Here is a 23,721-nt window from a genome sequence, read left to right on the forward strand (position 1 = left end):
AGGGCGGGAGAAACCACGCGCGCCGATGCGGTTCTGTCGGTACTGCGGTGTCGAACTGCCGCCACGCGAGGAGCGGTGAACCGCCTTGGGCACGTGGTTCGAGAGAGCGACACTCTCTCGGAATCACAATATGCCGGGCAGTCTCGGACGACCTCGGCATAAGCATCTGAGCCTGCCTCCTGCTGGTCGAGATACAGAAATCGACGAGATGTGGTACACCTATGAGCCCGCGATGAACAGTCGGCAACTGTTAGGGGAGGAGGTGCGTGACATGGGTTCCCAACAACAGGCGTATCACAACGAGGAGACCTTCGAGTCAGTATCGCAGGGAGATGCTGCTTCAACTATGGAAGTCGTTTGCAGTGATATGTATACAGTATACAGATACAAGATATGCTTCTACCTCGCAAGAATTAGTCTGAAGCCGGTGGCAACGAACCCGCTAGAATCAGTTGCAGATGATGACGCTGTCAGTCGATGGCAAATTCCCACCCTGGCCCACAGCGAACTTTGGATTGTGTGTATACCTTTCTAATTCGTCACGACCTGCAAAAGCACTTCTAGTGCCTATTGGGGTGTTACCCGTAGCTATCACTTGCCGTCAGAACCGTTTCCGAAGTGAATCGAACTCTCGGATATCTTTATTAATACTTAGTACTATAACTATATAATCTGAATTTTTAGTATTATCTAATATGATAAGATATTAAATATTCCTCCTTCTCTCAATTTCCGCTAACTAGACAGTACCAAATTATACCTATATATTAGGCTCAGATAGAGACATAGTTGTAGATTATACGCGCAAATTTTGCAATTAGTAGCATATATTCGGGTTCAATAGAACGCTCTTAGGGATAGAATTCGTTAACTTTCAGAGGACAGCGTCGAGAGTATATTTGTACGCTTCATCGCCTGGTTTTCTGTAGAGTCCGCAGCGGAGCGAAACGTGCTGAGATCCGGCGTTAACTGGTCTTTTGAGACTCCGCCGTGAGGCGGGAGCCACCGTCGCGTCAGCGACGCGTAGTTCTCGTAGGTGTTCACGCGTACATCGCCGCCAGTGTATCCACCATCACCGTGACACATATTTGCGGTTGAACTCGTCGTCGTCCTCTAGCGGCTCATAGGGCCGAAATTCGTCCGTGTAGGCGGTCAGTGACTCTCGATCGTGGTCGCCACTAGGAGTCGAAAGGTCGCTTCGTCTGCGCATTTCGCTGGGATGATGTCTCGATTGCCCAAACTACGCTCGACTAAGGTGAACACCAGTTGTTTATCGCCGTCGTATGAACCCCCGTTCGCGTGTAGACCGCCCAACCGAGTCCGATCAGGAGTCGCGCTCGTGGCCTTTGGGACCGGCAGATACGTACACTTCGCCAATTTCGACCGGCCGGACAGCGTGATCGAAGGCGTGTCAAGCGCTTGACGCGCCGTCTCTCCGTCCTGTAGGAAACGTTGAGTCCCCCCTCAATCTGACAAATACTCGTGTTGAACCGTAAGAAGACGTAGATCGGGGAAGTACCACTCTGTCAGTGTGAACCTCGAGTGGGCGAAAATCGTGCCAGTTTTGTCGCTGAATGTCCAACCACAATTCTTACACAAATACCGCTGGGGCACCTGATAGCTGCCGTTTCTGACTATCAGGGTAGAACGGCTACGGGAGAATGAGACACTACCACACCAGCGAACCTGTTCCAGTAGGTCCGCTACAGCCGATTCCGACACGAACCGACTCATTGGGAACACATCGGGCACTGCACCAGCGGTGCCCTCACCTCTTCGACTTTCAGCCGCTGTTCCCGCTACCAAGAAGCTCCTTTAGAAGAGCCTCATCGAGAGTCGCCGCTGGCTCGTCGCTTTCCTACTTATGATTACTCCGAGAATAGTTAACAGCGCTCTTGACAGTAGCTGGTTGTGACCGGTGCAGTCTCTGAGAGCTCCCGCAATTTTGCGAATTTTATCTACCAAAAGTACATATGTTATTCAATTCTAGTGACAATCTATCTGAGTAATCATATGGTATCTGCCAGTTGTATCTTCGCTAATAAGATTCGACGCCTACCTGCCGACAAACGCACTCGTATAGCGGAGAGAACTAAGAACCGTCAGCAGTGCGCTGGCAGTTGCACTCGGCGATGACCCTCCGTCGGACAAACTGCTAAGCATCGTCAATTTCGTGTAGTCTGTGTTCAAGAACGTTGAGTTCTCACAGAGAAAAACGCGTGCGCTGTTCAAGTCTGGGGCTCGCTGAACCTCGAAAATCGCTTCCTGCCGTCATTCGGTCGATATCCGACTTGATACGAAAAATCGCTGTCATAACGAGTTCGCAATCGGCGACCTGTACGGCCTGTTCATCGATCGAGACAGTCACACCGTTGGTCATTGAGTTGGACAGAGATTCGGTACTGAGAACATCACCGCGAAGTTCGAAATTCTTCCCGGCGTGCTGGAACGCCGTCAACCTGCTCCGGGACGAACTGGCTGTTCTCGACGTGATCGGTGACCTTGGTAGCCTGTTTTATGCTGGTATCCGACCGTACGTTAACGAAAGTCCATCAGACATTGTCGCTGGCATCTTGGAACTGACGGAATACGCCAGGACCGAGACCGCCATCGAATCTATTCGGGCTCTGAATTGGTGAATATTTCATCATGGACTACGACACTGGTGTCGTTATCGGCGAAACCACGGCCATCGACGGCTGGGTCCATATCTATCAAGACGTGACACCCAGCGCCCTCCGCTTTGAAGAGGATGAAAACGACGAGTACATATTGAAAAAGGGTACAGACGCTATCCCATATCGGCGACCACTCAGCATCGGTGCCGACTCGTGGGTTACCGAGGACGTTCCGGACGACACACAGGTGTACGTCAGCGACCACCCGACACAGGAGCGAAGGATCACCGATCGACTCCGGCCGCCGTCCGAGTCAAGTCAGTCCGCGGGGAACTGTTGTACCCAGTTGCAGGAACCGCAGATGCCGGTTCCCGCCCGCTGTTTCAGTTCTGTGCCGCACTTCGGACAACTCGTCGACTGTGCGACGCTCGGTGCTGCTTGACCGGTAGCCGGACGCGTGGAACGCTCCATCGTATCGACGACTCTAGTCCCTTCGCGGTTAAATTCTCACACCGATTTGTACGCGGTATTAAATGGCGGTGAAGCGGCGGTGAACGACGCGTCGACGGGGTGTTACAACCGGCCGAGGCGCGATTCGCTCGACCGATATAAACCCGTTCAGTTCTCCCGACTTGGTTTTATATGGCCTTCGCTCCTCCGTCCATCCGGACCCGCGGCCAGTGAGTGTCGTAGTCCATAACGAATCTAACGGGTCCCATCTGGCATACTATGGTGCCGTGTCTCACTAGGCACCATTCCGGGTCTGTTACAGTAGTACACGCCTCGATACGTGGATGGTGAGCGAAGGTTCTGGGTGTTTCACGCCGTCAGTACCTTGTCACTGCCCCTCGGGAGAAGTTTCAACACAGTTGCGACCGCAAGCCGGGAGTATGGAGACGCACGAACGAACCGTCGTCGCGGACGTCATGACGACACCTCTGGAGACAATCGAACCGGACACCGACCTCGTCGACGCCGCGAAAGCGATGCGAGCGAAGGAAATCGGTGCGCTGCTCGTGACGACCGCACCGCCGTCGATCGTTACGAGCACGGACGTCCTCGACGCCGTCGCTCGGGAGAGAGATACCTCTCGGCTTAACGTCGCTGACGTCATGACCGAATCCATCGAGACGGTGCCGCCCAGCCTCAGTCTGAACGAGACGGCGGCGATGATGGAGACATTTCGCATCGATCACCTCCCAGTCGTCGAGGACGACTACGTGGGTATGATTTCCTCGACAGACGTCACTGCTCACCTCTCCGGAGAGCGCTCGCTGTAACACGACGCGGGGTAACCGCAAGTGCGGACGGCGACTGCCGCGGTTCCGGTCGAGTCACCGCCTCGCGGGGTGCACCGGAGAGCGGAGGCGACCGAACGCCGTCTCCGCACGACGACTGACGATCCGCGGTCGACTACCGTTGCGCTTGAAACACGAGATATCGAACAGCTGATACGATGTGTTCGGGCCTCGATCCCCCCTCGACAGTCGCTGTCGACGAGAACGCCGTCGAGGGGATGAACGGGTCCGTCGGAGCCTTCAGCGCAGCCCAGCGTGACGCAGAATCGATGGGGTTTCTCAGTACTGTTCCCGCGCTCCGAACGAGAGACGTCCGGGCCGGACTGGGTTACCTCGTTACGTTGCTCGAGGCTCTAGGCCGCCGAGTCGGGAATCGATAGCGACGCGGTAGCGAGCGACACCACCGCCCGCGACGATCTGGCCGCTCTGTGCGGTCGGCTCCGCCGCTCGTGCCCAGGTCCGCCCCGGCGTACTTATTTTATCGTGGGTCACGATACCGCGTGTATGGACGGAGAATGCTACTTCTGCCACGGGCTCGTGTTCAGCGGCGAATCGGGCGACCTACTGCTCGACGAGCACGCGGACCACGAAGTGTACATGCACCGTCAGTGTGCTGTGGGACACAACGTCGTGGAGGAATCGAGCGAGACGGCCGGTGAGGTCGAGGTACTGTGCCCCGAGTGCGGGGCGGTCGAAGTGTACCGAACGGGACTGTCGTAGGCCATTTGGTAGTTCGCCGAGACGGTCTCGGCGAATATCGGGAAACCGCTACGAGAGCCCCGACGAGCGGAGCGCCTACGGCAGATCGACGGGCACGTCCGATTGGAGGCTCGCTGCCTCGACCGTGTTGTACATGAGCATCGCGATGGTGAGCGGTCCGACGCCGCCGGGAACCGGCGTGATAGCGCCCGCTCGCTCCTTCGCGCTCTCGAACTCCACGTCACCGACCAACTCGTAGCCCTTGTCGTTGTCGGCGTCCACGCGGTTGATACCCACGTCGACGACCGTCGCGCCCTCCTTTATCATGTCGCCGTCGATCATCTCGGGGACGCCCGCTGCGGCCACGAGAAGGTCTGCCTGTCGGGTCTTCTCGGTGAGGTCCTTCGTTCGGGAGTGACACACCGTCGCCGTCGCGTTCCCGCCCTCGCCGTACTGGATGAGGAGGTTCGCCATCGGCTTGCCGACGATGTCCGAGCGGCCGACGACCACCGCGTCTTTCCCGCTGGTCTCGATGCCTTCGGCGGCCAGGATCTTCTGGACGCCGTGGGGGGTGCAGGGTTTGTACCGGGCGTTCCCCGCGACGAGTCGGCCGACGTTCTCCGGGTGGAAGCCGTCAACGTCTTTCACCGGGTCGATGCGCTCCAGCACCGCTCGCTTCTCGACATGGTCGGGCACGGGCATCTGCACGAGGATGCCGTGGACCGACGGGTCCGCGTTCAGATCGTCGATGCGATCGAACAGCACGTCCGCCGACGCGTCGGGACTGATCTCGTGGTGAGACCCTTCGATGCCAAGCTCCTCACAGGCCCGTTGCTTCATCGAGACGTACGTCTCGCTCGCGCCGTCCTCGCTCATCAGCACGGTCGCCAGTCCCGGCTGGACGCCCGCGTCGGTCAGCGTCTCGACGGACGCCCGCACGTCCGTCTGTATCGAGTCCGCTATCTCGTTACCGTCGATTATCGTGGTCATTGTTTTGTAGTCGACATCTCGGTATCGCACTCCGTTGCGTCGCTCCCGTTGAGTGCTGACGCCAGCGCGATACCGAGCGCTCTGGTGTCCGCCACCGGGCGGGGGAGCATAGGCTCCGACGTGGAATAGTCCACCCGTTGAAACCCCGGTGGGTTTTCGACTCCGATATTCGTGGAATCGTGCCGGAACCGTCGTCATCCGTGAGCGTATGCGACACTCACGCAAGGTTTTTGTCGGCGTCCGTAGTGTATTCACGTAATCGACGCTGGGACCGACAGGTTCCCGCGGAGGAACGCATCCAATGACTGATATCGCGATCGTCACCGACGAGGCATCGTTTACGGAAACGGCGCGGTCAGCCCCGCCCGGGGCGCGCGTCCCCGTCGAAGTCAGAGTCACCGTCGCTGACCCGTTCGAGGCGTACCGCCGCGCCCGCGAACACCGCGCCGACGGCTTTTACTTCGAGACGACCGGCGGGCAGTCCGGCTGGGGGTACTTCGGCATCGACCCGGTCGAACGAGTGCAGGTCGGGCCGCGGGCGTCGCCGCGTGGCGACACGGGTCCCAGCATCGCTGCCATCGACGCCCTGCTCGACCGCGAGCGTCTCGCTCGAGGCGACTGCGAGGTGCCCTACCCCTGCGGTGCATTCGGCTGGCTCTCTTACGACATCGCGCGGGAGCTGGAAGACCTGCCCGACACGACGACTTCGGACGGGCTCCCGCGGCTCCAGTTGGGTGTCTTCGACTGCGTCGCCGCGTGGGAGGAACCCCGAGGGGACGAGACCGAACTCCGCGTCACGGCCTGTCCCATCGTTGAGGAATCGCCGGCCGCGGCGTACGAGGCGGGCGTCGAGCGGGCCGAAACGCTCGCGGCGTCGGCACTTGGCGGCGAGCGCGGCGTCCGGGCGCGGCCGTCGTCCACGCGACAGGCCACATTCGAGAGCGAATGCGGCGAGGCGGCCTACGCCGACCGGGTCGAGCAGATACAGCGGTACGTCCGCGACGGCGATACGTTCCAGACGAACGTCTCCCACCGGCTGGTAGCGCCCGGGTTGGTCCATCCCGTCGAGACGTTCGCCGCGCTCCGTCGGGTCAATCCGGCACCGTACTCGGCGCTGTTGGAGTTCCCGGGCGTCGACCTCGTCAGCGCCAGCCCGGAGCTCCTGTTGGACGTCGACGGCGACCGCCTGCTCACCGAACCCATCGCTGGGACCCGTCCCCGCGGCGATACCTCGGCCGAAGACGCCGACCTCGAACGCGATCTCACTACCGACGAGAAGGAGCGGGCCGAACACGCGATGCTGGTCGACCTCGAACGCAACGACCTCGGGAAGGTCAGCGAGTACGGCACTGTCGACGTGGCCGAGTACCGCCGCGTCGACCGCTACTCGGAGGTGATGCACCTCGTCTCGCTCGTGGAGGGACAGTTACGAGACGACGCGAGCATCGCCGACGCCGTGGCGGCGGTCTTCCCCGGCGGCACCGTCACCGGTGCCCCGAAGCCCCGAACGATGGAGATCATCGACGAGGTCGAGCGGACCCGGCGGGGGCCTTACACCGGGAGCATCGGGGTCTTCGGCTTCGACGGTCGGGCGACGCTGAACATGACTATTCGGACGCTGGTCCGCCACGAGGGGGAGTATCGGCTCCGGGTCGGCGGCGGCGTTGTCCACGATTCTGTGCCCGAACGAGAGTATCAGGAGACGCTGGACAAGGCCCGGGCGCTGGTGACGGCCGTCGACGAGGCGCTCGGCGAGCAGGGCTCGTTCGCCGTCGAGCGCGCCGCCGACCCGATGGGGGAAGTGCGATGATACTCATCGTCGACAACTACGACTCCTTCGCGTACAACCTCGTCCAGTACGTCGGGACCTTCGACGAGGTGGCCGTCCGGCGCAACGACGCCGTCGACGTGTCGGACATCCGCGAACTCGACCCGGACGGCATCGTTGTCTCGCCCGGCCCGGGGACGCCAGCCGACGCCGGCATTTCTATCGACATCTTCGCCGAGACGGAGTATCCGACGCTCGGCGTCTGTCTCGGCCACCAGGCGCTCTGTGCGGCCCACGGGGCGGCCGTCGGTCACGCCCCCGAAATCGTCCACGGCAAACCCTCAGCGGTACGCCACGACGGTACCGCGCTGTACGACGGCGTCGACGATCCGTTCGAAGTGGGCCGGTACCACTCGCTCGCGGTCGAACGCGCGGACCTGCCCGAGGTGTTGACCGAGACCGCCCACACGAACGACGATCAGGGTATCGTGATGGGGGTCCGTCACCTTAACCGACCCCACTTCGGCGTGCAGTTCCATCCGGAGAGCATCCTCACGGACGCCGGGAAGCGCATCGTCGAGAACTTCTGCCGTGACATCGCCGGCGCGTGAACCGCCTCGGGGTCAAGTGGTTCGAGAGAGCGCCGCTCTCTCGTCATCACGAGACGGCAAAGCCGTCTCGAACGACCCCGAGGCACTCGGCCTGCTCCGCCTGTAGAGCCGTGGCGTGACACTCGACACGGATACCGTCGTACTGCCGGACACGCGGCTCGGCTGCGAGCGCGATAGCGGCGACAGGACGTACCAACGGGAATAAGAACGACGGCTGCGATGAGTCGACGATGAACACTTCAGCCGTCCTATTCGGTCTCGGAACGATGATCGCGTGGGGATTCTGGATAATTTCCGGCGACGTGGCCTCGAATAGTATAGACCCGGAGACGGCGGCGTTCATCTCTTACGCCACGGCCGCCGTCGCCACCGGCCTGTTCGTCCTTGTCTCCGACGCCTCGCTGGCGGTCACTAACCGCGGCCTCCTGTCCGCCGGTATCGCCGGTATCGCGGCCGCCGTCGGCGTCGTGTCCACGTTCATCGGCGTGACTGTCGGGCCAACGGCCGTTGTCTCGACCATCGGCGGGATGTACTTCGTCACGGCGGCGCTCATCAGCACCGTCGCGTTCGGCGAACCGCTCTCGGCGAACAAAGTGGCCGGAATCGGGCTGGCCGTCGCCGCGATCGTCGTCATCAACCAGTAACCTTCCGTCCACAATTGATTAGCGACCTGACGGGACGGGGTTCTCGACCCTCCTCCCGGGATTTATGCCGGGTCACGGAGAACGGACGACCGTGAAGCGAACCATCAGTACCGACGATGCGCCGGCGGCGGTCGGCGCGTACAGTCAGGCGACAGTCAACGGCAGTCTCCTCATCACGGCCGGTCAGTTGCCGCTGACGGCAGACGGCGACCTACTCGACGGCGAGTCCGTGGCCGACCAGACCCGACAGTGCATGCGTAACGTCGAGGCGATTCTCCAGTCCGAAGACCTCTCGCTGGACGACGTCCTGAAGACGACGGTGTACCTCGACGATATCGACGACTTCGACGCGTTCAACGAGGCCTACAGCGAGTTCTTCGACGAGGACCCGCCCGCTCGCAGCGCCGTCGGTGCCGGGGCCGTCCCCAAGGGCGCGGCGGTCGAGATCGAAGCCATCGCGACGACGGAGTGAAGCCGCCGATCGGGACGCGCCGACAGCAGTTTTATGCTCTCCGTCCCGCTTGGTTGACGTGATGGATTCGCAGGAACAGCGGGCCGACTACTCGAACAGTAGCGGCGAGACGACCGGTCCGATGGCCGGGTTCGACGAACAGAAAGCACAGCGAGGCGCTCGCCTCCTCCTCGAAGCCGTGGGACGCGACCCCGACGAGACGGGCGTCTACGACACGTGGCACCGACGCGTGCCGGCGATGTTGGAGACGCTCACCGAGGGGATGCGGCCCGAGGAGAAACCGACTATGCGGACGTTCGAGGCGGAGACCGACAGCCTCGTCGTAAAACAGGACATTCCGCTGTACAGCATGTGCGAGCACCACCTGCTGCCGTTCCACGGGGTCGCACACGTCGCGTATCGACCCGGCGAGTCGATGGTCGGTCTCTCGAAGCTCATCCGCTACGTCCGCTGGCAGAGCCGTCGGCTAACGACCCAGGAGGAGTTGACCACCGACATCGCGACGGGATTGGCCGACGAACTGGGAGCCAGCGCTGTCATCGTCAAAGTGACCGCCACGCACATGTGCGAGCAGATGCGCGGCGTCGAAGCGTCGACGGAGACGACGACGACCAAGCGGGTCGGCGACGTCACCGACCGCGACCGCGAACAGTTCCGCCAGGCAGTGCGACGCAGGAGCGCCACGACCGACGGCGGCTACTGAGACGGACCGCTGTAGTTCTGTATCGAATCGAGCGCGCGACGGCGTGCGGTCGGTTGAAGAAATAGCGATAGCGGTTCGTACGACCCGCCTGCGGTGTCAGAACAGGCCGGAAATATCTCCGTCCTCGTCGATGTCCATATCGGCGGCCGCCGGACGGGCTGGCAGACCGGGCATGGTCAGCGCGTCCGCGGTGAGTGCGACGATAAAGCCGGCACCCGCCGAGGGGTACACCTCGCTAATCTCCAGCTCCCAGCCCTCCGGTGCGCCCTTCTTGCTCGCGTCGTCGCTGAACGAGTGGAACGTCTTCGACATGCAGACCGGGTAGTCGCCGAAGCCCAGGTCTTCCATGCGTTCGATGTCGTCCAGCGCGCTCCCGGTGAACTTCACGCCGTCCGCGCCGTAGATCTCGGTCGCGACGGTCTCTATCTTCTCCTTGATGGGGGCCTCGTCGTCGTAGAGGTACTCGAAGTCGTCCTCGTCGCTCTCGTCGACGGCGCTGATGACGTGTTCGCCGAGGGCTTCGCCGCCCTCGCTGCCCTTCTCGAAGACCTCGGACTCGGCCACGCGCACGCCGAGGTCGTCCCGACAGTGGTCGAGTACCGCCTGGACCTCGTCGTCGGTGTCGTCCGGGAAGCGGTTGAGCGCCACGACGACCGGGACGCCGAACTGCCGGAGGTTCGAGACGTGGCGGTCGAGGTTCTCGAAGCCGGCCTCGACGGCATCGACGCCAGACTCCTCGATTTCGTCGAAATCGACCGGCCACTGATCGAGGCCGTGGTACTGCAGCGCCCGGATTGAGGAGACCAGTACGACCGCGTTGGGCGTCATGTCTCCCAGCCGGCAGACGATGTTCATGAACTTCTCGGCGCCCAGGTCCGACCCGAATCCCGCTTCCGTGACGAGATAATCGCCCATGCCGAAGGCGGCCTTGTCGGCGATGAGCGAGTTCGTCCCGTGGGCGATGTTCGCGAAGGGGCCACCGTGGACGAACGCGGGCGTCCCCTCCACAGTCTGGACAATGTTCGGCTTCAGGGCGTCCTTCAGCAGCATCGCCGCGGGCCCAGTGGCTTCGATGTCGTCGACGGTTATCGGCTCGCCGTCGGTATCGTAGGCGACGATGATGCGCGCGATGCGCTCTTTCAAGTCGCCGAGGTCCTCCGCGAGACAGAGGACGGCCATCAGCTCGGAGGCTGCGGTCAGTTTGAAGCCGTCTTCTCGCGGCGTCCCGCCGGACTCACCGCCCAGCCCTACGACCGTCTCGCGCAGCGCTCGGTCGTTCATGTCCAGCGAGCGCTTCCAGGCCACGTCGTTGACGTTGATATCGAGATCGTTGCCCTGGGAGAGCCGCGCGTCGAGCATCGCCGCGATGAGATTGTGCGCCGACGTGAGCGCGTGCAGGTCGCCGGTGAAATGGAGGTTGATCTCCTCCATCGGCAGTACCTGCGAGCGGCCGCCGCCGGCCGCGCCGCCTTTCACGCCGAACACCGGTCCGAGGGATGGTTCGCGGATGGCTATCATCGCGTCCTCGCCGAGGTGGTTGAGCGTCTGCCCGAGACCGACTGTCGTGACGGTTTTCCCCTCGCCTTTCGGCGTCGGGGTCATCCCAGTCACGAGGACGAGGTTCCCCTTGTTGTCAGTGGCCTGCTCCCGGAGTCGGTCGATGGCGTGGTGTTTGACTTTCGCCGTGTATTCGCCGTAGTACTGGAGGTCATCGAGGCCGAGTCCCCACGGTTCGACGAGTTCCCATATCGGTTCCATGTCCGTTGACTGGGCGATGTCGTAGTCCGTCGGAATCGGCTCGTGACTCTCATCGGGTGAAGACATTTCACATGGTGATTCCCCGTCCCACCCAAAGAATGTTCGCGTAGGTGACAGTTGCAATATACGATAAGTTTCCCGAAGCCGCCGCCGAGAGCGGCCCTCGTCGTGTCGGATTCGAAATACGAAGAGCTTTCGCGAGCCGACCCCTCACTCCGCGTCCGACCGGAGGAAGTCGACGACAGTCCGCGGTTCGGCGTCGAGGCCGCCGCCCTGTGCGAGCGTCGGCTGGCCGCCGCCACCGCCGCCGAACTCCTCGGTCACCTCGTCGATCACCTCGTTGGCGTCCGTCTCGCCGCCCGTCCCGACGACGATGAACGTGGCTCCGTCGCGGCCGACGAGGGCGACCACGTCGGCGGGCAGATCGCGCGCTCGCAGGCGGTCCGACACCGCGTTCGGACCGACGCTCTCGACGGTGCCGACGACCCACTCCTCGCCATCGCGGGCTACCGAGTCCGCCGAGAGGCTCGCTATCCGCGCGTCGAGTACTCGTTCCCGCAGTTCGTCCCGTTCATCTCGTAGCGCCTCGTTCTCCGACAGCAGACCCTCGGCGCGTTCCGGGAGGTCCCCGACGCTCGTGTCCAGCGTCTCGGCGGCGCGGGCCGCGTTCCGGCGCGTCTCGACCCCCCGACGGATGGCCGTGGGGCCGACGGCGAACTCGACCCGCAGGAGGTCAGCGCCCGGATTCGAGACCCCGAGCACCGATACCGGACCGATCTCGCTCGTCGTCCCGACGTGCGTACCGCCGCAGGCGGAGACGTCCCAGCCGTCGATCTCGACGATACGGACCGTCTCTGCCGCGTCGGCGTCGTCGCGAAGGTTGAAGACGATATCGTCGTTGGCCCTGGCTTCGTCGGCGTCCATCTCGTACCAGCCGACCGCTCGGTCGTCCCAGACGGCCTCGTTGGCTCGTCGTTGGAAGTCGAGCGCGTCCACGTCGTCGGCGTCGCCCTCGACGTCGAAGTCTAGTCGCACGGTGTCTTCGCCGATGTCGAACCCGCCGTATCCGTGGCCGTCAATGAGTCGTCGACCGACGCCGTAGACGACGTGGCTCGCCGTGTGTGCCCGCATACTGTACGTCCGGAACGCCTCGTCGAGTTCGCCTTCGACGGTGTCACCGGCCTCGAACGACGGGTCGGCCGCGAGCGTGTGGACGGTCGCGTCGTCCCGCTTCTGCACGTCGGCGACCTCAACGCCGCCGAGGGTACCGTGGTCGGCCGGTTGGCCGCCGCCCTCGGGGTAGAAGTACGTCTGGTCGAGCGTCACGTCTCGGCCGTCGACGCCGGTGACCGCCGCCTCGAACGCCGTCACGTACGGCCGCTCGGCCGCGAGGTTCCCTGTGTCGTCGGTCATGTGTGAGGTGTCGGTTCGCCCGGGCATAAATGGCCCGCTGGCAACAGCTTAATCAAGGTCCGCCCAACGATATGTGGTATGCAGTACCACGAGGCGGCTGACCGTCTCCAGTCCCTACAGCGCCGGCGGCCGAAGCTGGGGACCGAGACGACGGCGCGGATGCTCTCCCACCTTGGAGACCCGCAAGCGGGAATCGATTGCGTGCAGATAGCCGGATCGAACGGGAAGGGAAGCACGTGCCGGATGCTCGAATCGGTGCTTCGGACGGCGGGCCTCGATGTCGGCGTGTTCACCTCTCCTGCCCTCAACGGTTTCCGCGAGCAGGTCCGCGTCAACGGTCATCCGGTGCCGAAATCCCGCGTCGTCTCGTTCGTCGACCGTATCGAACCGTGTCTCGACCGACTCCGGGCCGACGACGACGCCCCCACTCACTTCGAGGTGGTGACGGCGCTAGCCCTCGACCACTTCGGCCGCGAGGGCGTCGACGTCGCGATTCTGGAAGTGGGTATCGGAGGGCGATACGATGCGACCAGCGCTGTCGACCCGGTCGCCAGCGCCGTCACGAGCGTCAGCTTAGAGCACACGGACCTCCTCGGGGACACCGTCGAGGAGATCGCCCGCGACAAGGCACAGGTCGCACCGACCGACACGCCGCTGGTGACCGGCGCGACCGGCGACGCGCTTGATGCGGTCCGCACACAGACGGAGGTGGTCACCGTCGGGCCGAGCGAGGCGGACGTAGTGGCAGTCGAGAACGGGATGCGCTCGGACGTCGAGAACGAGGTGTCTATCACCGGTTCCGACTGGGCATTGGAGACGCACCTGCAGCTGCTCGGCGAACACCAGGCGACCAACGCCGGCGTCGCCGCGGCGCTCGCCCGACAGGTCGCCGACATCGACGCCGGACAGATCGCGGCCGGGCTCCGGAAGGCGACGATTCCCGGCCGGTTCGAGATCGTCGATACCAACCCGTTAACCGTCCTCGACGGCTCCCACAACCCCGGTGCGATGGCGACGCTCCGCGACGTACTCGACCGTTTCGAGTACGACGACCTGCGGCTAGTGTTCGGGGCGATGTCGGACAAGAACCACGACGAGATGGCCGCCGCGCTGCCGCCGATAGAGACGGTCTACCTCTCCCGACCCGGGGTCGACCGGGCCGCGGATGTCGAGACGCTCGCCACCGCCTTCGACGGTCACGCGGCGACTACCGAGCGGATCGCGTCCGTCCCGGAAGCCGTCCAGCGCGCGCTCTCGGACGCCAGCGAGAACGACGCGGTCCTCGTCGCCGGCTCGCTGTACGCCGTCGCCGAGGCGCGGGACCGATGGACGCGTCTCCTCGTCTCGAAGGACCACGGTCGACCACCCAGCGAACGGGGTGCGCTCGGCGGCGCGACGTTCGCCGAGACGACCGCCGGCGACGTAGACCACCACGTCCTGACGACGTACCTCCGGCCCGAGCAGGCCGAGCGGGTCGCCGAACGTCTGAGGGCTCTCGGCGGCGACTGCCATCGGTCGGCAACGGGCGCGCCCGGGAAGTTCGTGGCGACGGTCCTCTCGGGGACGGTGGCGCAGTTGCGGGGACTCGCCGACGCCATCGAAGCGGACGGTCTGGGCCTGGAACACGTGGCCGACCGTCTCCGGGACACGTTCGATGAGTCGCCGGGGCCCTTCGACACTGATGGGACGGCCGTGATGGGCATCCTGAACGTCACACCCGACAGCTTCCACGACGGCGGCGAGTACGACGGCTTCGACGCGGCCGTCCGACGAGCGGAGGAGATGGTTACGAACGGGGCCGACATCGTCGACGTGGGCGGCGAGAGCACCCGCCCGGGAGCCGAACCGGTGTCGGCGGAGCGGGAAATCGAGCGGGTCGTCCCCGTCGTCGAAGCGCTCGCCGAACTCGACGTGCCGATCTCTGTTGACACGCGGAAGGCCGCCGTCGCGGACGCGGCGTTAGCGGCCGGTGCCGACATCGTCAACGACGTGTCCGGCCTCTCGGACCCGGAGATGCGGTTCGTCGTCGCCGATCACGACGCCTCGCTCGTGTTAATGCACAGTCTCTCCGCGCCGGTCGACCCCGACCGCTCGCGGATGTACGACGACGTGGTAGACGACGTGATACGGGACCTCTGCGAGCAGGTCCTGCTGGCCCGGCGGGCCGGCATCAACCGGGAACAGATAATCGTCGACCCCGGTTGCGGATTCGGGAAGGACGCCGACGAATCGTTTGAACTGGTCGACCGGCTTCCGGAATTCGCCGCGCTGGGCTGTTCCGTGATGGTCGGCCACTCCCGGAAGTCGATGTTCGAACGCGTCGACTGTGCGGACGGCGACGGCCTCTCGCCGACGCTCGCGGTGACGGCGATGGCGGCCGAGCGCGGGGCCGACGTGATCCGCGTCCACGACGTAGCGGAGAACGCGGCGGCGGTCCGGGCCGTCGGTGCGACCACCGATACGTAGGCGAATTCACATTTTGTGTTTCCCGCACGGACGGCCACGCGTGTACTCGCTATCCTTGGACGCCGGTGCCCGCCGCGACCGCCTCGAGTGCCGCGTCGGCCGCTTCTTCCGCGTCGTCGAGCCGTCGCCGCGCGTCCGTGACGAACGAGTCGCTGTCGACGAGGTCGAGGTTCTCCCGGACGATAGTCGCGGCCGACGACAGCGCGGTCCGCGCGATCCGCGCCCCCACGGCCACGTCGACCACCGCGTTCCGAGTCCCCTCCTCGGCGACGGCGACGGCGTGTTCGACGACGGTCGCACAGGCTTCCGCGATTCGTAACGGTACCGCCGTGGCTCGCTGGAGCGCCGCCTGCGGGTGGTCCGCATCGGACCCGTCTTCGAAAGCTGTCTGGACGGTATCGACGGCGGCGGCGTCCTCGTCGGCCAGATCGAGTAGGCGCTCCCGATCGGCTGCGAGGCCGTGGCGAGCGTCCGCCAGCGACGCTGTGGGATCGCTCGTGTGGATGGCGACCATCTCACAGAGGGCAGCGCCCATCGAGCCGGTCACGGCGGCGACAGCGCCAGCGCTCGGAGCGACCGCCGAAGCGGCGACTCCTGAGAGGAACGAGTCGATGGTTCGGTCGGCGATGCGGTCGTCGGGCATGTCCGTGGCTGGTCGCGCCGCCGAGTAAGCCTTTTCGCCACCGCCGACGCGAGCACCCTATTTCGCGGCCGGCTGGCGGTAGCGGGTCTCCCGGAGGTAGATGACCAGACTGGCGCTCAGGAAGCTGAACCCGGCCGCCCGCAGGTTCCCGACAGTCATGGCGACGAGCCCGGCGAGCATCAGTCCGGCGGCCAGCAGCGCCAGCCCCGTCGGAATCAGTTCGACCATCGTCTCGGCCTGATAAACGGGTCCTACAGTGAATAGTTTGTGGATTTCACCGGCTCCGGTAGAAATGCGCGGGTTCTCGGTGGTATCGACACCGCGTGCGGGCCGCCCCTGAGAGGCGTTAGACGCGGGGCGTCGCTAGCCCTACGTCATCCGGTTCCGAGAGACGGGAATGGTCATATACGAGCCGTCTGCGGCGCACAGACGCCACAGCGCCGGCGATAGTTTTTCCCCGTATCGACCGAAACACCGGGACGTGATATTAAGTGTCAGCCGTCGTCTGACCGCGGGACTGTCGCTGCTGGCCATCGTCCCGGGGGTGGTCGCCGGACAGTCGTCGGGGCTCCCGGTCGTCACCGGCACGTCGGGGGTGGTTCGGGCAGTCGGTTCGTTCGCGCTCGTGTTACTGTTCGGCGGGGCCGTCCTCTATCGACACGAGGGGTTCGTCGACCGATCGCTGGACGCGCTCGTGGACCGCCCGGGAGTAGCCGTCTTCTACGGGCTGATGGCGTATCTCGTCGTGCTCGCCGTCGGTCTCTACGGGATCAGCCAACTGGGTCGCGTCGGCGTCGCGGACACGCTGCTCGGCCGGTTCGCTGTCGTCTGTATACTCGCCGCGATTATGCTGTTGACCGGCTTCGGGTTCCTCGTGGTCGGCACGCTCGTCACCGACTTGGGGGGCCATCACAGACCGACTCACGGACTCGTCGTCGGGGCGGGGCTCAGCGCTATCAGCTGGCTGGTCCTCCCGGCGATCGGTGGGCTCGCCGTCTGGGTCGTCCTCGCGGCGTTCGGCATCGGCGGGGCGACGCGCCTGTGGTACCACGCCGAGCGCTCGGTGGACGTCGAGCGGTAGCCGTCGGCGGGCGACCAGAGAAAAAGACCGTGCTCCCGCGTCAGTCAATCGGTCCCGCTGGCCGATTCGTCCCGCTCGTTGATATTTGTCACCATCTCGTCACCGGACGTGACGACGTCGACGTCTCCCTTGTCCGAGAGGTCCTGGATGGTCTCTGCGAACTCCTCGGATTCGAGTATCTGGTACTCGTTGCTGAGCCCCAGATAGGTTGTATAACACATCAGACACAGGATCGCCGCGAACGGGAGTCCGGTGGTGATGGCGGCTGTCTGGAGCGCAGTCAGTCCACCGCCGATGAGCAGTAGCGAGGCGACTATCCCCTCCACGAGCGCCCAGAAGATGCGCTGTATCTTCGGCACATCATGTTTGCCACCCGAGGTCAGGTGGTCGACGACCAGCGATCCGGAGTCGGAGGAAGTGACGAAGAAGGTGATGACGAGCAGCGTCGCGAGCAGCCCCGAGATGGCTCCGAGTGGGTACTGATTCAGCATGATGAACATCCCGAGGGTCTCGAAGGCAGCGTAGCTCAACTCGGTGTACTGCGCCTGTACAGCACCGCCACCTAAGGCGCTGCTCAGTGCACTGCCGCCGAAAGTGGACAGCCAAATAGTCGAGAACAGCGACGGGAGGAACAACACGCCCAGCACGAACTCCCGGATAGACCGCCCCTTCGAGATGCGCGCGATGAACATCCCGACGAACGGCGACCACGCGATCCACCAGCCCCAGTAGAACACCGTCCAGGCCGTCGGCGTCCCGTTCGCCGCCGGGGCGAGCGTGCCCGTGAAGAGACTGAGACCGAGGATATTCTGGAAGTAGAGGCCGAGTCCCTCAACCCACGTCCCGAGGATGAATACGGTCGGGCCCACCAGCAGCAGGAACCCGAGCAGCGCGAACATCAGGTACAGATTAAGCGTACTCAATCGCTTGATTCCGCCCTGGAGGCCGGCCGCCACTGACGCCGTGGCGATGAGGGTGATACCGGCGATGAGTAGTACCCGCGAGAATTGGGTATTCGGAATGGCTGCAACGCCGAGCATCTCGCTGCCGAACACGTAGTTGAGGCCGCTGTTGACCTGCGCGACGCCCAGTCCCAGCGAAGTCGATAGACCGAACAGCGTCGCGAACACGGTCACGAGGTCGATTACGTGGCCCGGCCAGCCGTATATTCGCTCGCCCAGCAGGGGCCAGAATATCGACCGGAACGTGAGCGGTAGACCGCGGTTGAACGAGAAGAACGCGAGGCCGAGGCCGACGAGACCGTAGGTGGCCCACGGGTGGAACCCCCAGTGGAAGAACGTCTGCGCCATCGCAGCGGCGGCCGCTGACCCAGTTCCGGCTTCGACACCGAAGTAGCTCGGTGGCGTGTTGAAGTAGAACATCGGCTCCGTGACGCTGAAGAACATGAGACCGATGCCCATACCGGCGCTGAACAGCATCGCCATCCACGAGAAGTCGCTGAACTCCTTCTCGGCTTTGACGCCGCCGATCTTGATCTTGCCGTACTTGCTGAACGCGAAGAACAGCAAGACGACGATGAAGACATTCACCGCCAGCAGGTAGAACCAACCGAAGGTGTTTCCGATGGTTTCGAACAGCCAGGTGTACGCCCCCGAGACGTCGAGGCCGACCGCCGGTCCCAACAGCGTCAGGGCGATGAACGCCGCGATGAGGAGCAGCGCCACCGGGAACACGACCGGATGCACGTCGAATCCCAACCGCTGAATGTTCGTATCGCCCGGCTCTCGGTCGGACTCGGGGTGGAACAGCTCCACCTGCAGTCCGTCCGACATCTCGCCGGTAGTGTCATCACTTCTTGACATACGGTACCCCCTTAGTTCGAACTTCCGCTGAGTGGCCGCGTTGTATCATATGATCGTTGTTGGCAGCTCGTGATTCGTCCGATGCATCGGAGCGTGTGTCCGTCGTTCCTGTTTGGTTGAACCCTACTCGGTGGCCCATACACCCCGTCTGGCGGGTCAGCGCTCTCGTCGCCGCGGATGAGTGATGAATCGAATATTGCGTGTTACACAACCTCATACACATGATTTGATTGGACTATAATAAAACTTCACTCTATAGTCACGTCAGAGCCGAATCGACTCATCTCGATAGCGATTCTGAAAATCTGCTGATACGTTGTGGTTCTAGAACAGACCGTTCGGATGCTCGTACCACGATTACACTTCGTCCATTGCCATTCGCTCAGTGATAACAGGGACGGTTGCGCTCCGAACGACTTTATCGGTAGTCCCACCGAGCAGGTTCCCGAGTTTGCCGCGGTAGGCCGACCCCAGTACGATCACGTCCATCCCCTCTTCGTCGGCGTAGTCGACGATTTCCTCGCTCGGCGTCCCGCTCCGTATCGTCCACTCGTACTCCACGTCGTGGTCCGCCGCGATATCGCCCAGTTCCGACAGTACCTCCTCGCCGTAGGTCCGATACTCCTCCCGAAGGTCCTCTTCGTCATCTCGAAGTGACATGGCCCGAGGAACTCCGGGTAAATCGATGATGTAGAGGCCGTGAGCCGTCGAGCCGAGTTCGGCCGCCAGTTCGATACCGTGTCGTGCCCCCTTCTGTGCCTCGTCGCTCCCGTCGAAGGGTATCAAGATATGCTCGTACATTGTGAACACCCAACACTGGCTTCGGCAACTTCTGTCAAATAATTTTCCCTCGGAGCGTACAGACGAATCGGTCGTCTGCGACCGGGCCGTATCAGACCTTCTGAGCGATATTGTCGACCGGGTAGTCGGCGTCTCGGATCGCGGCGACGATAGCTTCGGCGTGTTCGGCCCCGCTGGTCTCGACGTTGAACACGAGATACGCCTCGCCGATATCTAGGTCGTCGACGGAGCGCTCGTGGCGTACGTCGTGGATATTCGCTCCCAAATCCGCGATGATGCCGGAGATCTCCTTCATCACGCCGACGCGGTCGTCGATACGGACCCGCAGTCGAAGGAGTTGTTGGCGCTCGGTCATCGCGTGGATGAGCACCTCCTGTAACTGGGTCATATCGAGGTTCCCGCCACAGAGCAGCGGCATCACCGTCTCGCCGCTGACGTCCACGTCGTCACTGAGGACGGCTGCGACAGAGGCGGCACCAGCGCCCTCGACGACCTGTTTCGCTCGCTCCATCAGGACGAGAATTGCCTGTGCGATTTCGGTGTCCGTAACGGTCACCACTTCGTCGACGTTCGCTTCGATGACCCGGAGGGTAGTCTCGGAGATGCCACCGGTGGCGATACCGTCGGCGATGGTCTCGACTTCGTCCAGCGTCACCGGCATTCCCTTATCGAGGCTCTCGTGGACGGTCTCGGCACCGGTCGCCTGCACGCCGATAATGCGGGTCTCCGGCGAGAGGTGTTTGATGGCCGTCGAGATACCGCTGATGAGGCCGCCGCCGCCGATGGGGACGATCACCGTGTCCATGTCCGGGAGGTCGTGATACATCTCCGTGCCCAGCGTCCCCTGTCCGGCGATGATATCGACGTCGTCGTAGGCGTGGACGAACTCGGCGTCGGTGCCCTCGACGGCCTCCTGTGCGCGGGCCATCGTCTCCTGGAAGTCCCGACCGACGAGCTCGACAGTCGCGCCGTAGCCTCGGGTCGCGTCGACCTTCGTCTGCGGGGCGTTCTCCGGCATGAAGATCGTCGAGTCGGCCCCGCATTTCGTGGCGGCCAGCGCGACGCCCTGGGCGTGGTTGCCCGCGCTGGCGGCGACGAACTCCTCGACGCCGTCGGCCACGTCCTGCCGTATCTTGTTGTACGCGCCTCTGGTCTTGAACGACCCGGTCCACTGGAGGTGTTCCATCTTGAGGTACACCTCGCCGCCGACGAACGTATCGAGCGACGAGCTCCGCTCGACCGGCGTCTGCTTGACGACGGTGTCGTCGTCGAGGCGTTCGCGGGCGCGTTCGATGGCGGCGTAGGTGACCGGGAGTTCGTCTGATTCAGTCGTTGTCATTGGTTGGTGGGGGATGGTGATCGTGGTTCGATGACGACGGTCAGCGGATGATCTTGTCTCGGCCCGGGTCGAACAGCGGCTCGTCCCGAATCGTCGCGTCGTACGTCTCGCCCTCACACTGGACCTGGACCGACGTCCCGGCTTCTGCGTACTCGTCCGGGACGTACGTGTAGGCGATAGACTCGCCGATGGTATAGCCGAAGTTGGCGGCCTGCACGTAGCCGATGGCGTCGCCGTCCTTGAGGACGGGGCGACCGCTCAGCAGGATGTCCGTCGAGTCGTCCAGCGTCAGGGGCGTGATGCGGTTGTCGATGCCGTCCGCCTTGGCGGCTTCGAGCGCCTCCTTCCCGATGAAGTCGGTATCCATGTCCAGAGCGAACGGCAGGCCGGCTTCGAGCGGGTTCGAATCCGTGTCGATGTCGGTCCCCCAGAGGCGATACCCCTTCTCCAGGCGCATCGAACTCAGCGCGCCGCCGCCCATCGGCCGCACGTCGAGGTCCTGGCCTTCCTCCCAAAGGGTCTCCCAGAGCTTCTGGCCGTACTCCGTGGGCGCCCACAGCTCCCAGCCGAGTTCGCCGACGTAGGACACCCGCAGGGCGATGACCGGCACTTCGCCGACGTAGATCTGCTTGGCCCGGAAATACGGGAAGCCGCTGTTGGTAACGTCGGCGTCGGTACAGCGCTGGAGCAGGAGCCGCGATTTCGGCCCCCAGAGCCCGATGGTCGTCTTGCCGCCCTCCTCGACGGTGACCGAGACGGTCTCGGGGGCGTGTTCCTTCAACCAGTTGCCGTGAATCTGCGGGGAGTTGCCGCCGCCGGTAGTGACCATGTACTCGTCGTCGTCCAATCGGACGACGGTGACGTCCGCGAGGATGCCGCCGCCCTCGTTCAGCAGGAGCGAGTACCGCACCTGCCCGACGTCGATCTCCACGTCGTTGCTACAGACCCGCTGGAGGAACGACTCGGCGTCGCTCCCCTCGATCATGATAGAGCTGAACGTGGTCATGTCGAACATCGACACGTTCTCGCGGGTGTGCAGGTGTTCGGCGGCCTCGATCGGCGAGCGGTTGATGTCCTGCCAGCCGTCCTGTTCGGGTATCTGGTCCTCGTACCGCTCCACAAGGTCGGCGTTGGACTCGTAGTACTGCGGCGACTCCCAGCCGCCGCTCTGGTAGAACTCCGCGCCGAGTTCCTTCTGCTGGTGATAGAACGGACTGGTCCGGAGTTTGCGGTGGTCGTCGGGTTGCCAGCGCGGTTCGACGATGCTGTACACCTGCTCGTAGCGCTTGGCCCCGCGGTCGACGAAGAACTCCTTCTCGCCGGCGTGTGGCTCGAACCGCCGGACGTGGATACCGCCGGTGTCGACCGGTCCAGAGGGGAGTCGCGGGACGCCGTTCTCCATCCACTCCGCGAGGATGCGGCCGTAGCCGCCGGAGTGGGTCCACCAGATCGCGAGCCCGGTCCAGAGGCCGTCGACCGCCGCGGTTGGGCCGACGGCGGGCATCCCGTCGGGCGTGAACACGAAGATACCGTTCTCTGTGACGGCGTACTCCTGATCCTCGGTGGCCGGCAACAGTTCGTCGAAGGCCTGTTTCGCCGACTTGTCGCGGTTGCGGTGCGTCGGCGTTTCCCAGTGTTCCTCGGTGAAGCCCCGTACCGACGCCTGCCGCTCCTCGCTGTTCGTGCCCATCGCGTCGGGGTCGACCGAGAGCGTCTCGTGGTTGTACGACCCCATGCCCATCGCGTCGCCGTGGTTCCGGAAGTACAGCGAGTGGTCCTGGTCGCGGCCGACGGGGATGGTCGGACCCTCGCTCATGTACTCCGCGATGTCGCGGTCGCCGGGCACGTCCAGACCCGTCGTGTTGTCACCGACGGCGCTCTCCTCGTCGGCGAGTTCGTCCATCGGCTCGGTGACGACGTACTGGTGTTCGACGGGCGCGATCGGGAGATCCAGTCCCGCCAGCTGTCCGGTCTTGTATCCCCAGTTGTTCGTCGCCAGCACGCAGCGGTCGCACTCGATGCGCCCCCGGTCCGTGACGACGGCCTGTATCTCCCCGCCCTCGACGTCGAGGTCGGTCACTTCGGTGTCGCCGTAGAAGTCCGCGGTGGAGTTGTCCATATACCACTGGAGGGCACCGATGCCGTCGACGCGGCCGTCGGTCGGCGAGTAGTAGCCGCCGAGTATCTCGTCTTCGTCGACCATCGGGAGGTGGTCGGTCACCTCTTCCGGCGTGAGTAACTGCGGCTCGGGGAGGCCGTAGGAGGTGGCCCACTCCTTACGCCGTCGGAGGAAATCCATCCGCTCCTCGCTGCGCGCGAGTTCGATCCCGCCCACTTCGTCGTAGACGCCGGCGTCCGACAGGAGTCGACTCGTGTAGTGGGCCGCCTTCGTCTGTATCTTCGACGGCGACGTCTGGAACATGATTCCCGGCGCGTGGACCGACGACCCGCCGGTCACCGGGAGGGGGCCCTGGTCGATGACGGTCACGTCCTCGGCTCCGAGTTCGGTTAGATGGTAGGCGACGCTACAGCCGACGGCCCCCGCGCCGATGACGACGGTGTCGGTCCGTGCTGGTGGCTCGTTCGCACTCATA

General features: G+C 63.7%; 21 protein-coding genes and 1 pseudogene. 12 read left to right on the top strand and 10 right to left on the bottom strand.

Annotation, left to right across the window (positions count from 1 at the left end):
- Positions 1–271: 271 nt before the first annotated feature.
- Complete coding sequence (locus tag EGH23_RS22865) at positions 272–535, top strand: hypothetical protein (RefSeq protein WP_220582303.1); 264 nt, start codon at positions 272–274, stop codon at positions 533–535.
- Between the two features lie 339 nt (positions 536–874).
- Here EGH23_RS22865 and EGH23_RS22870 read toward each other — a convergent pair.
- Positions 875–1,743: pseudogene (locus tag EGH23_RS22870) on the bottom strand (IS1/IS1595 family N-terminal zinc-binding domain-containing protein).
- Between the two features lie 906 nt (positions 1,744–2,649).
- On the opposite strand from EGH23_RS22870, the gene EGH23_RS22875 reads away from it, so the two are divergent.
- The 4 genes from EGH23_RS22875 to EGH23_RS22890 all read left to right on the top strand — a co-directional run bounded on the left by EGH23_RS22875 (position 2,650) and on the right by EGH23_RS22890 (position 4,636).
- Positions 2,650–3,060, top strand: a complete 411-nt coding sequence (locus EGH23_RS22875; protein WP_220582304.1) for an LbetaH domain-containing protein — start codon at positions 2,650–2,652, stop codon at positions 3,058–3,060.
- A 448-nt stretch (positions 3,061–3,508) separates the two neighbouring features.
- The gene (locus EGH23_RS22880; protein WP_220582305.1) at positions 3,509–3,898 is read left to right on the top strand and encodes a CBS domain-containing protein; all 390 of its coding nucleotides are present in this window, start codon (positions 3,509–3,511) and stop codon (positions 3,896–3,898) included.
- 236 nt (positions 3,899–4,134) lie between these two features.
- On the top strand, positions 4,135–4,296 hold the full coding sequence (locus EGH23_RS27340) for a DUF1641 domain-containing protein (protein ID WP_425433269.1): 162 nt from the start codon (positions 4,135–4,137) through the stop codon (positions 4,294–4,296).
- Between the two features lie 124 nt (positions 4,297–4,420).
- The gene (locus EGH23_RS22890; RefSeq protein ID WP_220582307.1) at positions 4,421–4,636 is read left to right on the top strand and encodes a hypothetical protein; all 216 of its coding nucleotides are present in this window, start codon (positions 4,421–4,423) and stop codon (positions 4,634–4,636) included.
- Positions 4,637–4,711: 75 nt separating this feature from the next.
- On the opposite strand, the gene EGH23_RS22895 is transcribed toward EGH23_RS22890, so the two are convergent.
- The gene (locus EGH23_RS22895) at positions 4,712–5,605 is read right to left on the bottom strand and encodes a bifunctional methylenetetrahydrofolate dehydrogenase/methenyltetrahydrofolate cyclohydrolase (RefSeq protein ID WP_220582308.1); all 894 of its coding nucleotides are present in this window, start codon (positions 5,603–5,605) and stop codon (positions 4,712–4,714) included.
- Positions 5,606–5,906: 301 nt separating this feature from the next.
- Between EGH23_RS22895 and EGH23_RS22900 the strand changes: the two genes are divergently transcribed.
- From EGH23_RS22900 to folE, 5 genes are all read left to right on the top strand, one after another.
- Complete coding sequence (locus EGH23_RS22900; RefSeq protein ID WP_220582309.1) at positions 5,907–7,415, top strand: anthranilate synthase component I family protein; 1,509 nt, start codon at positions 5,907–5,909, stop codon at positions 7,413–7,415.
- Positions 7,412–7,984 carry an anthranilate synthase component II gene (locus EGH23_RS22905; protein ID WP_220582310.1) on the top strand — a complete coding sequence of 191 codons (573 nt, stop codon included), beginning with the start codon at positions 7,412–7,414 and terminating at the stop codon, positions 7,982–7,984. Before EGH23_RS22900 ends, EGH23_RS22905 begins: the two co-directional genes overlap by 4 nt.
- Before the next feature lie 230 nt (positions 7,985–8,214).
- Entirely contained in the window at positions 8,215–8,628 is a 414-nt protein-coding gene (locus tag EGH23_RS22910) for an EamA family transporter (protein ID WP_220582311.1), read from the top strand.
- A 91-nt stretch (positions 8,629–8,719) separates the two neighbouring features.
- Complete coding sequence (locus EGH23_RS22915; RefSeq protein WP_220582312.1) at positions 8,720–9,100, top strand: Rid family detoxifying hydrolase; 381 nt, start codon at positions 8,720–8,722, stop codon at positions 9,098–9,100.
- 61 nt (positions 9,101–9,161) lie between these two features.
- The gene (gene folE, locus EGH23_RS22920) at positions 9,162–9,803 is read left to right on the top strand and encodes a GTP cyclohydrolase I (protein WP_220582313.1); all 642 of its coding nucleotides are present in this window, start codon (positions 9,162–9,164) and stop codon (positions 9,801–9,803) included.
- 96 nt (positions 9,804–9,899) lie between these two features.
- Here folE and EGH23_RS22925 read toward each other — a convergent pair whose 3' ends face one another.
- Together EGH23_RS22925 and EGH23_RS22930 are read right to left on the bottom strand one after the other, a co-directional pair.
- On the bottom strand, positions 9,900–11,627 hold the full coding sequence (locus EGH23_RS22925) for a formate--tetrahydrofolate ligase (protein ID WP_220582314.1): 1,728 nt from the start codon (positions 11,625–11,627) through the stop codon (positions 9,900–9,902).
- A gap of 144 nt (positions 11,628–11,771) precedes the next feature.
- Positions 11,772–12,974, bottom strand: a complete 1,203-nt coding sequence (locus EGH23_RS22930; RefSeq protein ID WP_220582315.1) for an alanyl-tRNA editing protein — start codon at positions 12,972–12,974, stop codon at positions 11,772–11,774.
- 78 nt (positions 12,975–13,052) lie between these two features.
- Between EGH23_RS22930 and folP the strand changes: the two genes are divergently transcribed.
- Complete coding sequence (folP, locus tag EGH23_RS22935) at positions 13,053–15,440, top strand: dihydropteroate synthase (protein WP_220582316.1); 2,388 nt, start codon at positions 13,053–13,055, stop codon at positions 15,438–15,440.
- Positions 15,441–15,489: 49 nt separating this feature from the next.
- On the opposite strand, the gene EGH23_RS22940 is transcribed toward folP, so the two are convergent.
- Both EGH23_RS22940 and EGH23_RS22945 read right to left on the bottom strand, forming a co-directional pair.
- Positions 15,490–16,083 carry a cyclodeaminase/cyclohydrolase family protein gene (locus EGH23_RS22940; RefSeq protein WP_220582317.1) on the bottom strand — a complete coding sequence of 198 codons (594 nt, stop codon included), beginning with the start codon at positions 16,081–16,083 and terminating at the stop codon, positions 15,490–15,492.
- Between the two features lie 57 nt (positions 16,084–16,140).
- Positions 16,141–16,311: a hypothetical protein gene (locus EGH23_RS22945; protein ID WP_162319288.1), complete on the bottom strand. Its 171-nt coding sequence runs from the start codon at positions 16,309–16,311 to the stop codon at positions 16,141–16,143.
- A 253-nt stretch (positions 16,312–16,564) separates the two neighbouring features.
- Here EGH23_RS22945 and EGH23_RS22950 point away from each other — a divergent pair, with 253 nt between their 5' ends.
- On the top strand, positions 16,565–17,164 hold the full coding sequence (locus EGH23_RS22950; protein WP_220582318.1) for a hypothetical protein: 600 nt from the start codon (positions 16,565–16,567) through the stop codon (positions 17,162–17,164).
- Positions 17,165–17,208: 44 nt separating this feature from the next.
- On the opposite strand, the gene EGH23_RS22955 is transcribed toward EGH23_RS22950, so the two are convergent.
- From EGH23_RS22955 to EGH23_RS22970, 4 genes are all read right to left on the bottom strand, one after another.
- Positions 17,209–18,987, bottom strand: coding sequence for a BCCT family transporter (locus EGH23_RS22955; RefSeq protein ID WP_220582319.1), 1,779 nt, complete (start codon positions 18,985–18,987; stop codon positions 17,209–17,211).
- Between the two features lie 357 nt (positions 18,988–19,344).
- Positions 19,345–19,788 carry a universal stress protein gene (locus EGH23_RS22960; RefSeq protein WP_220582320.1) on the bottom strand — a complete coding sequence of 148 codons (444 nt, stop codon included), beginning with the start codon at positions 19,786–19,788 and terminating at the stop codon, positions 19,345–19,347.
- A gap of 91 nt (positions 19,789–19,879) precedes the next feature.
- Positions 19,880–21,127 carry a threonine ammonia-lyase gene (ilvA, locus tag EGH23_RS22965; RefSeq protein ID WP_220582321.1) on the bottom strand — a complete coding sequence of 416 codons (1,248 nt, stop codon included), beginning with the start codon at positions 21,125–21,127 and terminating at the stop codon, positions 19,880–19,882.
- A gap of 40 nt (positions 21,128–21,167) precedes the next feature.
- Positions 21,168–23,720, bottom strand: coding sequence for a GcvT family protein (locus EGH23_RS22970; RefSeq protein ID WP_220582322.1), 2,553 nt, complete (start codon positions 23,718–23,720; stop codon positions 21,168–21,170).
- Position 23,721: the final 1 nt, after the last annotated feature.

The sequence above is a fragment of the Haloarcula nitratireducens genome (assembly GCF_019599505.1).

Coding starts and splice junctions, on each gene's coding strand:
- EGH23_RS22865 (WP_220582303.1), top strand. CDS start 272: ATGGGTTCCCAACAACAGGCGTATCACAACGAGGAGACCTTCGAGTCA.
- EGH23_RS22875 (WP_220582304.1), top strand. CDS start 2,650: ATGGACTACGACACTGGTGTCGTTATCGGCGAAACCACGGCCATCGAC.
- EGH23_RS22880 (WP_220582305.1), top strand. CDS start 3,509: ATGGAGACGCACGAACGAACCGTCGTCGCGGACGTCATGACGACACCT.
- EGH23_RS27340 (WP_425433269.1), top strand. CDS start 4,135: ATGAACGGGTCCGTCGGAGCCTTCAGCGCAGCCCAGCGTGACGCAGAA.
- EGH23_RS22890 (WP_220582307.1), top strand. CDS start 4,421: ATGGACGGAGAATGCTACTTCTGCCACGGGCTCGTGTTCAGCGGCGAA.
- EGH23_RS22895 (WP_220582308.1), bottom strand. CDS start 5,605: ATGACCACGATAATCGACGGTAACGAGATAGCGGACTCGATACAGACG.
- EGH23_RS22900 (WP_220582309.1), top strand. CDS start 5,907: ATGACTGATATCGCGATCGTCACCGACGAGGCATCGTTTACGGAAACG.
- EGH23_RS22905 (WP_220582310.1), top strand. CDS start 7,412: ATGATACTCATCGTCGACAACTACGACTCCTTCGCGTACAACCTCGTC.
- EGH23_RS22910 (WP_220582311.1), top strand. CDS start 8,215: ATGAACACTTCAGCCGTCCTATTCGGTCTCGGAACGATGATCGCGTGG.
- folE (WP_220582313.1), top strand. CDS start 9,162: ATGGATTCGCAGGAACAGCGGGCCGACTACTCGAACAGTAGCGGCGAG.
- EGH23_RS22925 (WP_220582314.1), bottom strand. CDS start 11,627: ATGTCTTCACCCGATGAGAGTCACGAGCCGATTCCGACGGACTACGAC.
- EGH23_RS22930 (WP_220582315.1), bottom strand. CDS start 12,974: ATGACCGACGACACAGGGAACCTCGCGGCCGAGCGGCCGTACGTGACG.
- folP (WP_220582316.1), top strand. CDS start 13,053: ATGCAGTACCACGAGGCGGCTGACCGTCTCCAGTCCCTACAGCGCCGG.
- EGH23_RS22940 (WP_220582317.1), bottom strand. CDS start 16,083: ATGCCCGACGACCGCATCGCCGACCGAACCATCGACTCGTTCCTCTCA.
- EGH23_RS22945 (WP_162319288.1), bottom strand. CDS start 16,311: ATGGTCGAACTGATTCCGACGGGGCTGGCGCTGCTGGCCGCCGGACTG.
- EGH23_RS22955 (WP_220582319.1), bottom strand. CDS start 18,987: ATGTCAAGAAGTGATGACACTACCGGCGAGATGTCGGACGGACTGCAG.
- EGH23_RS22960 (WP_220582320.1), bottom strand. CDS start 19,788: ATGTACGAGCATATCTTGATACCCTTCGACGGGAGCGACGAGGCACAG.
- ilvA (WP_220582321.1), bottom strand. CDS start 21,127: ATGACAACGACTGAATCAGACGAACTCCCGGTCACCTACGCCGCCATC.
- EGH23_RS22970 (WP_220582322.1), bottom strand. CDS start 23,720: ATGAGTGCGAACGAGCCACCAGCACGGACCGACACCGTCGTCATCGGC.